11 protein-coding genes are annotated in these 14,430 nt (G+C 60.9%); 10 read left to right on the top strand and 1 reads right to left on the bottom strand.

The window, feature by feature from the left end; genetic code table 11:
* Positions 1-10: 10 nt before the first annotated feature.
* From murD to lpxC, 9 genes are all read left to right on the top strand, one after another.
* Positions 11-1,360, top strand: coding sequence for a UDP-N-acetylmuramoyl-L-alanine--D-glutamate ligase (gene murD, locus AC0IW7_RS01490; RefSeq protein WP_471815461.1), 1,350 nt, complete (start codon positions 11-13; stop codon positions 1,358-1,360).
* Positions 1,361-1,371: 11 nt separating this feature from the next.
* Positions 1,372-2,610: a putative lipid II flippase FtsW gene (gene ftsW / locus AC0IW7_RS01485; protein ID WP_463542240.1), complete on the top strand. Its 1,239-nt coding sequence runs from the start codon at positions 1,372-1,374 to the stop codon at positions 2,608-2,610.
* Positions 2,600-3,670, top strand: a complete 1,071-nt coding sequence (murG, locus tag AC0IW7_RS01480) for an undecaprenyldiphospho-muramoylpentapeptide beta-N-acetylglucosaminyltransferase (protein WP_471815460.1) — start codon at positions 2,600-2,602, stop codon at positions 3,668-3,670. The genes ftsW and murG overlap by 11 nt, the downstream gene beginning before the upstream one ends.
* A gap of 28 nt (positions 3,671-3,698) precedes the next feature.
* A complete protein-coding gene (gene murC, locus AC0IW7_RS01475; protein ID WP_471815602.1) occupies positions 3,699-5,117 on the top strand; it encodes a UDP-N-acetylmuramate--L-alanine ligase in 1,419 nt (472 codons plus the stop codon).
* Positions 5,114-6,061 carry a D-alanine--D-alanine ligase gene (locus AC0IW7_RS01470; RefSeq protein WP_471815459.1) on the top strand — a complete coding sequence of 316 codons (948 nt, stop codon included), beginning with the start codon at positions 5,114-5,116 and terminating at the stop codon, positions 6,059-6,061. The genes murC and AC0IW7_RS01470 overlap by 4 nt, the downstream gene beginning before the upstream one ends.
* Positions 6,062-6,065: 4 nt before the next feature.
* Positions 6,066-6,944 carry a cell division protein FtsQ/DivIB gene (locus tag AC0IW7_RS01465; RefSeq protein WP_463550462.1) on the top strand — a complete coding sequence of 293 codons (879 nt, stop codon included), beginning with the start codon at positions 6,066-6,068 and terminating at the stop codon, positions 6,942-6,944.
* 19 nt (positions 6,945-6,963) lie between these two features.
* Positions 6,964-8,211 carry a cell division protein FtsA gene (gene ftsA, locus AC0IW7_RS01460; RefSeq protein WP_122494257.1) on the top strand — a complete coding sequence of 416 codons (1,248 nt, stop codon included), beginning with the start codon at positions 6,964-6,966 and terminating at the stop codon, positions 8,209-8,211.
* Between the two features lie 56 nt (positions 8,212-8,267).
* Positions 8,268-9,452 (top strand): cell division protein FtsZ, encoded by a 1,185-nt coding sequence (gene ftsZ / locus AC0IW7_RS01455; protein WP_122452459.1) that lies wholly within the window; start codon positions 8,268-8,270, stop codon positions 9,450-9,452.
* 111 nt (positions 9,453-9,563) lie between these two features.
* Entirely contained in the window at positions 9,564-10,475 is a 912-nt protein-coding gene (gene lpxC / locus AC0IW7_RS01450; protein WP_122452460.1) for a UDP-3-O-acyl-N-acetylglucosamine deacetylase, read from the top strand.
* 193 nt (positions 10,476-10,668) lie between these two features.
* On the opposite strand, the gene AC0IW7_RS01445 is transcribed toward lpxC, so the two are convergent.
* A complete protein-coding gene (locus AC0IW7_RS01445) occupies positions 10,669-11,118 on the bottom strand; it encodes a DUF721 domain-containing protein (protein ID WP_471815458.1) in 450 nt (149 codons plus the stop codon).
* A gap of 326 nt (positions 11,119-11,444) precedes the next feature.
* Here AC0IW7_RS01445 and secA point away from each other — a divergent pair, with 326 nt between their 5' ends.
* On the top strand, positions 11,445-14,180 hold the full coding sequence (secA, locus tag AC0IW7_RS01440) for a preprotein translocase subunit SecA (RefSeq protein WP_471815457.1): 2,736 nt from the start codon (positions 11,445-11,447) through the stop codon (positions 14,178-14,180).
* The last annotated feature ends 250 nt before the right edge of the window (positions 14,181-14,430 follow it).

Genomic DNA, 14,430 nt, shown 5'->3' with positions numbered 1-14,430 from the left:
AAGGAACCCAATGAGCCTCATCGCTACTGACCACTTCCGCATCGTTGTCGGCCTCGGCAAGAGCGGCATGTCCCTGGTGCGCTTCCTCGCGCGCCAGGGCATCCGCTTTGCCGTGGCTGACACCCGTGCGAACCCACCGGAGCTGGCCGCCATCCGCGCCCAGTACCCGGAGGTGGAAGTGCGTTGTGGCGAACTGGACGTTGAATTCCTCTGCCGCGCCGACGAGCTGTACGTGAGCCCAGGTCTGGCCTTGGCCACTCCAGCGCTGCAAGCAGCCGCCGCCCGTGGCGTAAAACTGCTGGGCGACATCGAGTTGTTCGCCCGCCACGCCAAGGCGCCGATTGTGGCGATCACCGGTTCCAACGCGAAAAGCACCGTCACCACCTTGGTAGGCGAGATGGCCGTGGCGGCCGGCAAGCGTGTGGCGGTCGGCGGCAATCTCGGCACGCCGGCGCTGGATCTGCTCAGCGATGACGTCGAGTTGTACGTGGTCGAACTGTCGAGTTTCCAACTGGAAACCACTGACCAGCTAAATGCTGAAGTCGCCACCGTGCTGAACATCAGCGAAGACCACATGGACCGCTACAGTGGCCTGCCGGCGTATCACCTGGCCAAGCACCGGATCTTCCGTGGCGCGCGGCAAGTGGTGGTCAACCGTCAGGACGGTTTGTCCCGTCCGTTGATTGGCGAAAACACGCCGTGCTGGACCTTTGGCTTGAACAAGCCCGACTTCAAAGGCTTCGGTCTGGTGGAAGAGCAGGGCGAGAAGCACCTGGCCTTCCAGTTTGAAACCCTGATGCCGGCGCGCGAATTGAAAGTGCGCGGCGCTCACAACCAAGCCAACGCCCTGGCGGCGCTGGCCCTGGGCCATGCCGCGGGCCTGCCGTTCGAGCCGATGCTGCAAGCGCTGCGCGAATTCACTGGCCTGGCGCACCGTTGCCAGTGGCTGCGTGAGCGGGACGGCGTGAGCTATTACGACGACTCGAAAGCCACTAACGTGGGCGCCGCGCTGGCGGCCATCGAAGGGTTGGGTGCGGACATCGCCGGCAAGCTGGTGCTGGTCGCCGGCGGTGATGGCAAAGGCGCGGATTTCTCCGCCCTGCGTGCGCCGGTCGCCGCCCATTGCCGCGCTGTGATTCTGCTGGGCCGCGACGCGCCGCTGTTGGCCGACGTGCTGGCTGATACCGGCGTGCCGCTGATTCGTGTCAGCACGCTGGATGAGTCGGTCACCAAGGCCGCCGAGCTGGCCCAGAGCGGTGATGCCGTGCTGCTCTCGCCGGCGTGCGCAAGCCTGGACATGTTCAAGAATTTCGAAGAACGCGGGCGCCTGTTCGCCCAGGCAGTCGGGGGGCTCAACTGATGCTCGCTCGCTTGCTCAGCATTCTTCGCCCGTACCCGTCGCCGCTGTTCAGCCGTCGCGGTATTGACCTCGACTTCCCGCTGCTGGCCGGTTGCTTCGCGCTGCTGGGACTTGGCCTGGTGATGATTACCTCGGCCTCCACCGAAGTGGCCGCCGTGCAGACCGGCAACCCGTTCTATCACATGATCCGCCACGTCATTTACATGGCCATCGGCCTCGGCGCTGCCGGACTGATGCTGGTGATTCCGATGTCCACCTGGCAGCGCATGGGCGGCACCCTGCTGGTGGTGGCGTTCGGGTTGCTGGTGCTGGTGTTGGTGCCAGGCATTGGCCGCGAAGTGAACGGTTCGATGCGCTGGATCGGCTTCGGCGCATTCAACGTGCAGCCTTCGGAAATCGCCAAAGTGTTCGCGGTTATCTACCTCGCCGGCTATCTGGTGCGCCGCCAGGAAGAAGTGCGTGAAAGCTGGATGGGCTTTTTCAAGCCTTTCATCGTGCTGTTGCCCATGGCTGGCTTGCTGCTGATGGAACCGGACTTCGGCGCCACCGTTGTGTTGATGGGCGCTGCCGCCGCCATGCTGTTCCTCGGCGGCGTCGGCCTGTTCCGTTTCTCGCTGATGGTCGCCTTGGCAGTCGGCGCGGTGTTTGTGCTGGTGCAGGCGCAGCCGTATCGCATGGCGCGTCTGGTGACCTTCACCGACCCATGGGCCGACCAGTTCGGCTCGGGCTATCAATTGACTCAGGCGCTAATCGCCTTCGGCCGTGGCCAATGGCTGGGCGTCGGCCTGGGCAACAGCGTGCAGAAGCAGTTCTACCTGCCGGAAGCACACACCGACTTCGTGTACTCCGTACTGGCCGAAGAACTTGGCTTGTTCGGTTCGCTGGCCACCGTGGCGCTGTTTGTGTTCGTCAGCGTGCGCGCCTTGTACATCGGCCTTTGGGCTGAAAAGGCCAAGCAGTTCTTCTCCGCCTACGTGGCCTTCGGCCTGGCCTTCCTGTGGATCGGCCAGTTCCTGATCAACATCGGCGTGAACGTCGGCCTGCTGCCAACCAAAGGGCTGACCCTGCCGTTCCTCAGCTACGGCGGCAGCTCGTTGGTGATTTGCTGCGCCTGCCTGGGGTTGCTGCTGCGTATCGAGTGGGAGCGCCGCACCATTCTTGGCAGCGAAGACGTCGATTTCGTCGAGAGCGATTTCGCCGAAGAACCGGCTGCCAGCAAAGCGTCCAAGGAGGTGGTGCATGGCCGCTAATGTTCTGATCATGGCCGGCGGCACCGGCGGCCACGTGTTCCCGGCGCTGGCCTGTGCTCGCGAGTTTCAGGCGCGCGGTTACACCGTGCACTGGCTCGGCACGCCGCGCGGCATTGAAAACCAACTGGTGCCGGAAGCCGGTCTGGACCTGCACCTGATCAACGTCGCCGGCCTGCGTGGCAAAGGCTTCGTCAACCTGCTCAAGGCGCCGTTCAGCTTGCTGCGCTCGCTGTTTCAGGCGCGCCGCATCGTGCGCAAATTGAAACCGGTGTGCGTGTTGGGCATGGGTGGTTATGTCACCGGCCCAGGTGGCCTGGCGGCGAAAATGGCCGGCGTGCCGCTGATTATTCACGAACAGAACGCCGTGGCCGGCACCGCCAATCGCAGCCTGGTGCGTTTCGCCACGCGCGTGTGCGAAGCCTTCCCGAATACCTTCAGACAGTCGGCCAAGCGCCGCACCACCGGCAATCCGGTGCGTGAAGAGCTGTTCCTGGAAACACCACGCGACACGCTGCAAGGCCGTCGTCCGCGTTTGCTGATTCTGGGCGGCAGCCTGGGCGCCGAGCCGTTGAACAAATTGCTGCCGGAAGCCTTGCGCGAAGTGGCGGTCGAGATCCGTCCGGAAGTGGTGCACCAATCCGGCAAGAATCACGATGAAATCACCAAGGACCGTTACGACGCGGCCGGTGTCCAAGCGCACGTCGCGCCTTTCATTAAAGACATGGCCGGCGCGTATGCCTGGGCCGACCTGGTGGTGTGCCGCGCAGGCGCGCTGACCATCAGTGAACTGGCTGCTGCCGGTCTGCCGTCGATGCTGGTGCCGTTGCCGCACGCCATCGACGACCACCAGACTCGCAACGCCGATTATCTGGCTCGTGAAGGCGCTGCCTTCCTGCTGCCACAAGCGACTACTGGCGCCGCCGAATTGGCGGAGCGCCTGACCGAGGTTTTGATGCATCCCGAACGCCTTATCTACATGGCCAGCACCGCGCGCCGCCTGTCCAAGCCCGACGCGACCCGCACCGTCGTCGACATCTGCCTGGAGGTGGCCCGTGGTTGAGAGCCAGAAAGCGTTTCCGCAGCCAGAAATGCGCCGTATCCGCCGCATCCACTTCGTCGGCATCGGCGGCGCGGGCATGTGCGGTATTGCCGAAGTGTTGCTGAACCTGGGCTACGACGTGTCCGGTTCCGACATCAAGGGCTCGGCCGTTACCGAGCGCCTGCAGAACTTTGGCGCCCAGGTGTTTATCGGCCACCGCGCCGAGAACGCTCAGCACGCCGACGTGCTGGTGGTGTCCAGCGCCATCAACACCGCGAACCCGGAAGTGGCCAACGCCCTTGAGCGCCGCATTCCCATCGTGCCGCGCGCCGAAATGCTCGCCGAGCTGATGCGCTATCGCCACGGCATTGCCGTTGCCGGCACCCATGGCAAAACCACGACCACCAGCTTGATTGCTTCGGTGTTTGCTGCCGCAGGCCTGGACCCGACGTTTGTAATCGGCGGCCGCCTGAATGCTGCCGGCACCAACGCCCAGCTCGGCACTAGCCGCTACCTGGTCGCCGAAGCGGACGAAAGCGACGCCAGCTTCCTGCACCTGCAACCGATGGTGGCCGTGGTCACCAATATCGACATGGACCACATGAGCACCTACGAAGGCGACTTCAACAAGTTGAAGAAAACCTTCGTCGAGTTCCTCCACAACCTGCCGTTCTACGGGCTGGCGGTGGTGTGCGTGGACGACCCGGTGGTGCGCGAAATTCTGCCCCAGGTTAAACGCCCGACCATGACCTATGGCCTGAGCGAAGACGCCGATGTGCGCGCCATCAATCTGCGTCAGAACGGCATGCAAACCTACTTCACCGTGCTGCGCGCTGGCCGTGAGCCGTTGGATGTGTCGGTGAACATGCCGGGCAACCACAACGTATTGAACGCGCTGGCGACCATCGCCATCGCCACCGACGAAGGCCTCTCAGACGAGGCCATCGTTCACGGCCTGTCGAAATTCCAGGGCGTGGGTCGCCGCTTTCAGGTGTACGGCGAGCTGCCCGTCGATGGCGGCAGCGTGATGCTGGTCGACGATTACGGCCACCACCCGCGTGAAGTGGCGGCGGTGATCAAGGCCGTACGCGGTGGCTGGCCGGAGCGTCGCCTGGTGATGGTGTACCAACCGCACCGCTACAGCCGCACCCGCGATCTGTACGACGACTTCGTGCAGGTGCTGGCCGACTCGAACGTATTGCTGCTGATGGAAGTGTACCCAGCGGGCGAGGAGCCGATTCCTGGCGCCGATAGCCGTCAGCTGTGCCACAGCATTCGTCAGCGCGGCCAGTTGGATCCTATCTATATCGAGCGCGGCACTGAGCTGGCGCCGATTGTTAAACCGTTGCTGCGCGCTGGCGACATCCTCCTGTGCCAAGGCGCCGGGGATATCGGTGGCCTGGCGCCGCAGTTGTTGCAGAGCCCGTTGTTTGCCGGCGCCGTTGTCGCCGGTGGGAGTAAGAAATGAGTGGCCTGTTAGATCGCAACCTGACCCCGGACGCGTTCGGCCGTGTGGCCGTGCTGTTCGGTGGCAAGAGCGCTGAGCGACCGGTGTCGCTGAAGTCCGGCGCTGCCGTACTGGAAGCGCTGCAAGCGGCGGGTGTCGACGCCTTCGGTATCGATGTGGGCGACGACTTCTTGCAGCGTCTGGTCAGCGAAAAAATCGATCGCGCCTTTATTGTGCTGCACGGTCGTGGCGGCGAAGACGGCAGCATGCAGGGCCTGTTGGAGTGCGTCGGCATTCCGTACACCGGCAGCCGCGTGCTCGCCTCGGCGCTCGCGATGGACAAGCTGCGCACTAAACAAGTGTGGCAGAGCCTCGGTTTGTCTACCCCGCGCCACGCGGTGTTGGCCAACGTCGATGACTGCCGGTCGGCAGCCATGGAACTGGGGTTCCCCCTCATCGTCAAACCGGCGCATGAAGGTTCCAGTATCGGTATGGCCAAAGTGAGCAGCGTCGACGAGTTGATCAGCGCCTGGCGCGATGCCAGCGGCTACGACTCGCAGGTGTTGGTTGAACAATGGATCAGCGGTCCGGAATTCACCGTCGCCGTATTGCGCGGCGAAGTGCTGCCACCGATTGGCCTGGGCACCCCGCACAGCTTCTACGACTACGACGCCAAGTACCTGGCCAATGACACCCAGTACCGCATTCCATGTGGGCTGGACGCCGCCAAAGAACAGGAACTCAAAGACCTCACCGCCCGCGCCTGCGATGCCGTTGGCATTCAGGGCTGGGCGCGTGCGGATGTGATGCAGGACAAAGACGGCAAATTCTGGCTGCTGGAAGTCAACACCGTTCCCGGTATGACCGACCACAGCCTGGTGCCAATGGCCGCTCGCGCAGCAGGGCTGGATTTCCAGCAGCTGGTCGTGGCGATTCTTTCCGACAGCGTTGAGGCACGAGGTTAAGACCATGCACGGCGCAACCCTCCGTCATCAGCAACCTGTTCCCGGCCGTGGCGCTTTGCCCCGCAAGCCGGCGCAGCGGGGTGCCAGTCGGATGGTGGCCAAGGAGCCGTTGTCGGTTCGCGTACCGAAGCCCAGCTTCTCGGCGATCAAGCGTGTGCTCTGGCCGGTGATGTTGCTGGTGTTGGGCTTTGGCACCTACGAAGCGGCGCAGCGGTTGCTGCCTTACGCCGACCGCCCGATTGCCAAGATCAGCGTGCAGGGCGAGCTCAGCTACATCAGCCAGCAAGCGGTGCAGCAACGTATCGCGCCGTTTGTGGCAGCGAGCTTCTTCACCGTCGACCTGGCCGGCATGCGCGCCGAACTGGAACAGATGCCGTGGATTGCCCACGCCGAAGTGCGCCGCGTTTGGCCCGACACCGTGAGCATTTCGCTGGAAGAACAACTGCCGGTGGCCCGTTGGGGCGACGAGGCGTTGCTGAACAATCAGGGTCAGGCGTTCACCCCGCGTGAACTGGCCAATTACGAAAACCTGCCGCAACTGGTCGGCCCGCAGCGCGCCCAGGAAGACGTGATGCAGCGCTACCAGATGCTCAGCCAGATGCTGCGCCCGCTAGGGTTTTCGGTGGCGCGTCTGGAACTGCGTGAACGCGGCAGCTGGTTTATCACCACCGGGGTGAATAACACCGGACAAAGCATTGAGTTGTTGTTAGGTCGGGATCACTTGGTCGAGAAAATGCGCCGCTTCGTGTCCATCTACGACAAGAGTTTGAAAGACCAGATCGCCAATATTTCGCGCATCGACCTGCGTTACTCCAACGGCCTGGCCGTTGCGTGGCGTGAACCGATTGCGCCGGCGACGGACAAAACCGTCGCGCAGAAGTGAATTAGGAGAAGGCAGCAACATGGCAAACGTGCAGAGCGGCAAGATGATCGTCGGCCTCGATATCGGCACCTCCAAGGTGGTGGCGCTGGTAGGCGAAGTCACGGCTGATGGCCAGCTGGAAATCGTCGGGATCGGCACGCACCCATCGCGCGGCTTGAAAAAGGGCGTGGTGGTGAATATCGAATCCACCGTGCAATCGATTCAGCGCGCCATCGAAGAAGCGCAAATGATGGCCGGCTGCCGTATCCACTCGGCATTCGTCGGCGTGGCGGGCAACCACATCCGCAGCCTGAACTCCCACGGCATCGTCGCCATTCGCGACCGCGAAGTGAGCCAGGCCGACCTTGAGCGTGTACTTGATGCCGCACAGGCCGTGGCCATTCCGGCTGACCAGCGCGTGCTGCACACCTTGCCGCAGGATTACGTGATCGATAACCAGGAAGGCGTTCGTGAGCCGCTGGGCATGTCGGGCGTGCGCCTGGAAGCCAAAGTGCACGTGGTGACCTGCGCGGTGAACGCGGCACAGAACATCGAAAAGTGCGTGCGTCGCTGCGGCCTGGAAGTAGACGACATTATTCTTGAGCAGTTGGCTTCGGCCTACGCCGTGCTGACCGACGACGAGAAAGAATTAGGCGTGTGCCTGGTGGACATCGGCGGTGGCACCACCGATATCGCCATCTTCACCGAAGGCGCAATTCGCCACACGGCCGTGATCCCAATTGCGGGTGATCAGGTCACCAACGACATCGCCATGGCCCTGCGTACACCGACGCAGTACGCCGAAGAAATCAAGATTCGCTACGCCTGCGCCTTGGCCAAACTGGCCGGCGCTGGCGAAACCATCAAAGTACCGAGCGTGGGTGATCGTCCGCCGCGTGATTTGTCGCGACAGTCGCTGGCCGAAGTGGTCGAACCGCGTTACGACGAACTGTTCACCCTGGTTCAGGCTGAACTGCGCCGCAGCGGTTACGAAGACCTGATTCCAGCCGGCATCGTGCTGACCGGCGGCACCTCGAAGATGGAAGGCGCGGTCGAACTGGCCGAAGAAATTTTCCACATGCCGGTTCGCCTGGGCATGCCGCAAGGCATCAAGGGCCTGGGCGACGTGGTGCACAACCCGATTTATTCGACCGGCGTGGGCTTGCTCATGTACGGGCTGCAAAAGCAGAACGACGGCATCTCGCTGTCCGGTGGCAGCAGCTACAACGACGAACCAAAGACACCTGTACTGGAGCGGCTGAAACGCTGGGTCCAGGGCAATTTTTGATGTTAAACCGCGTGTGCTGTAGGCGTTACAACTAGAAAAGCAAAGGAGAGGGGACCATGTTCGAGCTCGTAGACAATATCCCGCAAAGCGCTGTTATCAAGGTAATCGGCGTAGGTGGTGGCGGCGGCAACGCTGTTAACCACATGGCGAAAAACAACATCGAAGGCGTTGAGTTCATCTGCGCCAACACTGACGCTCAGGCATTGAAAAATGTCGGCGCGCGTACCGTGCTGCAACTCGGTACCGGTGTGACCAAGGGCCTGGGCGCTGGCGCCAACCCGGAAGTCGGCCGTCAGGCTGCAATGGAAGACCGCGAGCGTATCGCCGAAGTGCTGCAAGGCACCGACATGGTCTTCATCACCACTGGCATGGGCGGCGGTACCGGTACCGGTGCGGCACCGATCATTGCTGAAGTGGCTAAAGAGATGGGCATTCTCACCGTTGCGGTGGTGACCCGTCCGTTCCCGTTCGAAGGTCGCAAGCGCATGCTGATCGCCGAAGAGGGCATTCGTGCTCTGCAGGCCAGCGTCGACTCGCTGATCACCATTCCGAACGAAAAATTGCTGACCATCCTCGGTAAAGACGCGAGCCTGCTGTCGGCTTTCGCCAAGGCTGACGATGTATTGGCCGGTGCCGTTCGCGGTATCTCCGACATCATCAAGCGTCCGGGCATGATCAACGTCGACTTTGCCGACGTGAAAACCGTGATGAGCGAAATGGGCATGGCGATGATGGGCACTGGCTGCGCCAGCGGTCCAAACCGTGCACGTGAAGCCACCGAAGCGGCCATCCGCAACCCGTTGCTCGAAGACGTGAACCTGCAAGGCGCGCGCGGCATTCTGGTGAACATCACCGCCGGTCCTGACCTGTCTCTGGGTGAGTACTCCGACGTGGGTAACATCATCGAGCAGTTCGCTTCCGAGCACGCCACCGTTAAGGTCGGCACCGTAATCGACCCGGACATGCGCGACGAATTGCACGTGACTGTTGTGGCCACCGGCCTGGGCGCGAAAATCGAGAAGCCGGTCAAGGTTATCGACAACACCGTGCAAGCTGCTGCCGTTCCATCGGCCGCCGCACCGCGCAACGAGCAGCCTTCGGTTAACTACCGCGACCTGGATCGTCCAACCGTAATGCGCAACCAAGCCCACGCTGGCGCGGCTGCTGCAGCCAAGTTGAACGCTCAGGACGACCTGGATTACCTGGATATTCCAGCGTTCCTGCGTCGTCAGGCTGATTGATGAAATTTATCAGGAGTATTGGGGTGATTGGTGTTCAGCACGGGTCGGGTCTGGTATTATCCCCGGCCATTGTTGAAAACAATTCGCAACTAGTGTTATAGCGGCCAAGCCATGATCAGACAACGCACCCTGAAGAACATCATTCGCGCCACTGGCGTCGGCCTGCATTCCGGGGAAAAGGTTTACCTGACCCTCAAGCCGGCACCGGTCGATACCGGTATCGTGTTTCGCCGTACCGACTTGGACCCCGTCGTGGAAATTCGCGCCCGGGCCGAGAATGTCGGTGAAACCACCATGTCGACCACGTTGGTCAATGGTGATGTGAAAGTGGACACCGTGGAGCACCTGCTTTCGGCCATGGCTGGCCTGGGCATCGATAACGCCTACGTCGAGCTCTCCGCGTCCGAAGTGCCGATCATGGATGGCAGTGCTGGTCCCTTCGTATTCCTGATTCAATCCGCAGGCCTGCAAGAGCAGGAATCGGCGAAGAAATTCATCCGCATCACCCGCGAAGTAACGGTTACAGAGGGCGACAAGCGCGCCACCTTCGTTCCTTTCGATGGTTTCAAGGTGAGTTTCGAGATCGACTTCGATCACCCGGTTTTCCGCAATCGCACCCAAAGCGCGAGCGTGGACTTCTCTAGCACCTCCTTCGTAAAAGAAGTGAGCCGTGCGCGCACCTTCGGCTTTATGAGTGATATCGAGTTCCTGCGTTCGCAGAACCTGGCACTCGGCGGCAGCGTAGAAAACGCCATCGTGGTTGACGAGTTTCGCGTACTGAACGAAGACGGCCTGCGTTACGAGGACGAATTCGTTAAGCACAAAATCCTCGACGCCATCGGCGACCTCTACCTGCTGGGTAACAGCCTGATTGGCGAGTTCCGCGGCTTCAAGTCGGGACATGCGCTGAACAACCGTCTGTTGCGCACCTTGATTGAGCAACGTGACGCTTGGGAAGTGGTGACTTTCGACGACGTGAAGAGCGCGCCGATTTCGTACATGCGACCAGTTGCGGCTGGTTGAGTAAACCCTCCTTAGTTTTTGCTGTTTTTAAAGCCACCTTCGGGTGGCTTTTTTTATGGGCGTCTGAAAAGGCCAGGGTGCTCCGAAGACCCTAGGAGCCAGCTTGCTGGCGAACCCTGCAAACGTACTAGCTGGGGCATAGACCGCTTCGCGACCAAGGTCGCTCCTACAGGGTTAGCCGCCGAAAGTGACGTCAGCCCTTGCCATGCCGCGCGAGTCGTTCCAAGGCCGCACGCAACCCCGGATCGCTAATCCCTTCCGCCACTTCCTGAATGCCTTCCGCCGTTTCCGTGGAAAGCTGCATGGTGTGACCGCGAAGCTTTGCGACGCCCACGCGCGGCTGCACTTTGAAGAGAATACGGTTGAGGTTGCTGAACGGTTCCAGCGCTTGCAGTTGGCGTTCCAGGCGGCGCTGTTGGTAGCGCAGGCGGGTGGCCCAATGACCATCGGTGACGATCAATAACAGACAACCTTCGCGCCACGAGGCGACGTGACAGTGTTCGCGCGCAGCGGGTTGTAATTGGCTTTCCACCAGGCGCTGCAGATGATCCAGGCGGTGCGCCTGATTGATCAGCGCCTGCAAAGGTTTGGCGTCGCGCAGGAGCGCGGTGTGACCTTTTGCGGGTAGGGGACGAAATGCCATGGCGAAGTGCCTGAAATAACCGGGGGCCAATGGTAGCAGAGCGACGATTTGTCAGCAGAACCATAGGGGTTGATTGGCGGGCGTTTGCCCCCATATAAGGGCTTCGAGGAAAGCAATGGTGCCGCTTACCGATTCGTCACACTCGTTGTGCAAGCGGACCGTATAGTCATTTCCGCAAGCTGCCGAGCGTGCTGGCACCGTGCAACAACGCTACTTTCCTCGCTAACGATTCCGGGTAGAATGCCCGCTTCGCAAGCAGCCATGAAGGCTGCGCGGGCGACTCACGGGGCCGCCCTCCATCCCTATGTGTGGAAGATCCTGCCGATATGTTTGCGCCTTTGTTAAAGAAACTCTTTGGAAGCAAGAACGAGCGCGAAGTTAAGCGCATGCAAAAGACGGTGGTAGCCGTCAATTCGTTCGAAGAGCAAATGCTGGCTCTGTCCGACGAGCAACTGCGCGGCAAAACCGAAGAGTTCAAGGCCCGTCTGGCCAAAGGCGAAACCCTCGACCAACTGTTGCCGGAAGCCTTCGCTGTAGCCCGTGAAGCGGGCAAACGCGTAATGGGCATGCGTCACTTCGACGTGCAGCTCATTGGTGGCGCCACCTTGCACGAAGGCAAGATCGCCGAGATGCGTACCGGTGAAGGTAAAACCCTCGTGGGTACCTTGGCTGTGTACCTCAATGCGTTGTCCGGCAAAGGCGTGCACGTGGTCACCGTGAACGACTACCTGGCTCGTCGCGACGCCAACTGGATGCGTCCGCTTTATGAGTTCCTCGGTCTGTCGGTCGGCATCGTCAGCCCGTTCCAGCCGCCGGAAGAAAAGCGTGCTGCTTACGCCGCCGACATCACCTACGGCACCAACAACGAATTCGGCTTTGATTACCTGCGCGACAACATGGCGTTCAGCGTGGAAGAGAAATTCCAGCGCGAACTCAACTTTGCCGTAATCGACGAAGTCGACTCGATCCTCATCGACGAAGCCCGTACCCCGCTCATCATTTCGGGCCAAGCCGAAGACAGCTCCAAGCTGTACATGCAGATCAACCTGCTGATTCCACGCCTCAAGCAACATATCGAAGAAGTGGAAGGCGTCGTTACCCAGGAAGGCCACTTCACCGTTGACGAGAAGACTCGTCAGGTCGAGCTCAACGAAGCCGGTCACCAGTTCATCGAAGACATGCTCACCCACGCCGGCCTGCTGGCTGAGGGCGAGAGCCTGTACTCGGCGCACAACCTGGGTCTGCTGACCCACGTGTACGCCGGCCTGCGCGCCCATAAGCTGTTCCATCGCAACGTCGAATACATCGTGCAGAACGATCAGGTGTTGCTGGTCGACGAACACACCGGTCGTACCATGCCGGGTCGTCGTTTATCCGAGGGCTTGCACCAGGCCATCGAAGCGAAGGAAGGCTTGCCGATTCAGGCTGAGAGCCAGACCCTGGCCTCGACCACGTTCCAGAACTACTTCCGTCTCTACAACAAGCTGTCCGGCATGACCGGTACGGCTGACACCGAAGCGTTCGAGTTCCATCAGATCTACGGTCTGCCGGTGGTTGTGATTCCGCCGAACAAACCGTTGGCACGTAAGGATTACAACGACCTGGTCTACCTGACCCAGGAAGAAAAGTACGCCGCTATCGTTGCCGACATCAAAGAAAGCCAGGCCGTGGGCCGCCCGATTCTGGTGGGTACCGCGTCCATCGACAGCTCGGAATACGTGTCCCAGCTGCTGACCAAAGAAGGCATCGAGCACAAAGTGCTCAACGCCAAGTTCCACGAAAAAGAAGCCGAAATCATTGCTCAGGCTGGTCGCCCCGGCGCGCTGACCATCGCCACCAACATGGCCGGTCGTGGTACCGACATTCTGTTGGGCGGTAACTGGGAAGTTGAAGTCGCTGCCCTGGAAAACCCGACCGAAGAGCAGATCGCGCAAATCAAGGCCGACTGGCACAAGCGTCACCAACTGGTGATCGAGTCCGGTGGTCTGCACGTAATCGCTTCCGAGCGTCACGAATCGCGCCGTATCGACAACCAGTTGCGCGGCCGTTCGGGCCGTCAGGGTGACCCGGGTTCCAGCCGTTTCTACCTGTCGCTGGAAGACAACCTGATGCGCATCTTCGCCTCTGATCGGGTGAAGAATTTCATGAAGGCGCTGGGCATGCAGTCCGGCGAAGCCATCGAACACCGCATGGTCAGCAATGCCATCGAGAAGGCTCAGCGCAAGGTTGAAGGCCGCAACTTCGACATGCGTAAGCAACTGCTCGAGTTCGACGACGTAGCCAACGAGCAGCGCAAAGTGATCTACCACATGCGCAACAGCTTGCTGGCTGCCAGCGATGTGGGCGACACCATCGCCGAGTTCCGTCAGGAGGTGTTGGATAGCACCATCAACTCGCACATCCCGCCGCAATCGCTGCCAGAGCAGTGGGACATCGCCGGCTTAGAAGCGGCGCTGCTCAACGATTTCAGCATCAAGTTGCCGATTCAGCAGTGGCTCGACGAAGACGCTCAGCTTTACGAAGAGCCGCTGCGCGCGAAAATTCTGGAAGCGCTGTTGGCTGCTTACAACGAGAAAGAAGACCAAGCCAGTGCCGAAGCGCTGCGCACCTTCGAGAAGCAGATTCTGCTGCGCGTGTTGGACGATCTGTGGAAAGACCACCTGTCCACCATGGACCACCTGCGTCACGGTATTCACCTGCGCGGTTACGCCCAGAAGAACCCGAAGCAGGAATACAAGCGCGAGTCCTTCACGCTGTTCCAGGAACTGTTGGATTCGATCAAGCGCGACACCATTCGCGTGCTGTCCCACGTTCAGGTTCGTCGCGAAGACCCGGTCGAGGAAGAGGCGCGTCTGCGCCAGGAAGCCGAGGCGCTGGCCGCCCGTATGCAGTTCGAACACGCCGAAGCATCGGCGCTGGACGAGCCCGAGCTGGAGCCAGTGGGCGAGGTTGCAGTGCCGACGTATTCGCCGGCGCGTAATGATCAGAAGATTGGTCGTAACGAGCTGTGCTACTGCGGCAGTGGCAAGAAGTACAAACACTGCCACGGCCAAATTTCTTAGGCGGCCGATCTCCTGGTCGTCGGCCATACTGCGTTGAAACCGCGCTTTAAATGCTCACGTACTACAGTACGCTGCGCTTTAAACCGCGGTTTCGCCTTGTCTGGCCTTAGCCCAGTAGATCTCGAATGCGACGTCGGAAGCCGTGTTTGCTCTAATATTTCCACGCCGTGACCGGTTTACCGTTCGCGGCGTTTTTGCCTGAATCGATGCTGCGCCGTGGTGGCGTGGTTTAACGTTTTTCTGCCAAGGA

It is taken from the genome of Pseudomonas sp. AC229, from assembly GCF_979254655.1.
This window is presented reverse-complemented; position numbering and strand designations above follow the sequence as displayed.

What these genes read in the sequence shown, in the direction of transcription:
- murD (WP_471815461.1), top strand. Translation starts at nt 11, where the DNA reads ATGAGCCTCATCGCTACTGACCACTTCCGCATCGTTGTCGGCCTCGGC.
- murG (WP_471815460.1), top strand. Translation starts at nt 2,600, where the DNA reads ATGGCCGCTAATGTTCTGATCATGGCCGGCGGCACCGGCGGCCACGTG.
- murC (WP_471815602.1), top strand. Translation starts at nt 3,699, where the DNA reads ATGCGCCGTATCCGCCGCATCCACTTCGTCGGCATCGGCGGCGCGGGC.
- AC0IW7_RS01470 (WP_471815459.1), top strand. Translation starts at nt 5,114, where the DNA reads ATGAGTGGCCTGTTAGATCGCAACCTGACCCCGGACGCGTTCGGCCGT.
- AC0IW7_RS01465 (WP_463550462.1), top strand. Translation starts at nt 6,066, where the DNA reads ATGCACGGCGCAACCCTCCGTCATCAGCAACCTGTTCCCGGCCGTGGC.
- ftsA (WP_122494257.1), top strand. Translation starts at nt 6,964, where the DNA reads ATGGCAAACGTGCAGAGCGGCAAGATGATCGTCGGCCTCGATATCGGC.
- ftsZ (WP_122452459.1), top strand. Translation starts at nt 8,268, where the DNA reads ATGTTCGAGCTCGTAGACAATATCCCGCAAAGCGCTGTTATCAAGGTA.
- lpxC (WP_122452460.1), top strand. Translation starts at nt 9,564, where the DNA reads ATGATCAGACAACGCACCCTGAAGAACATCATTCGCGCCACTGGCGTC.
- AC0IW7_RS01445 (WP_471815458.1), bottom strand. Translation starts at nt 11,118, where the DNA reads ATGGCATTTCGTCCCCTACCCGCAAAAGGTCACACCGCGCTCCTGCGC.
- secA (WP_471815457.1), top strand. Translation starts at nt 11,445, where the DNA reads ATGTTTGCGCCTTTGTTAAAGAAACTCTTTGGAAGCAAGAACGAGCGC.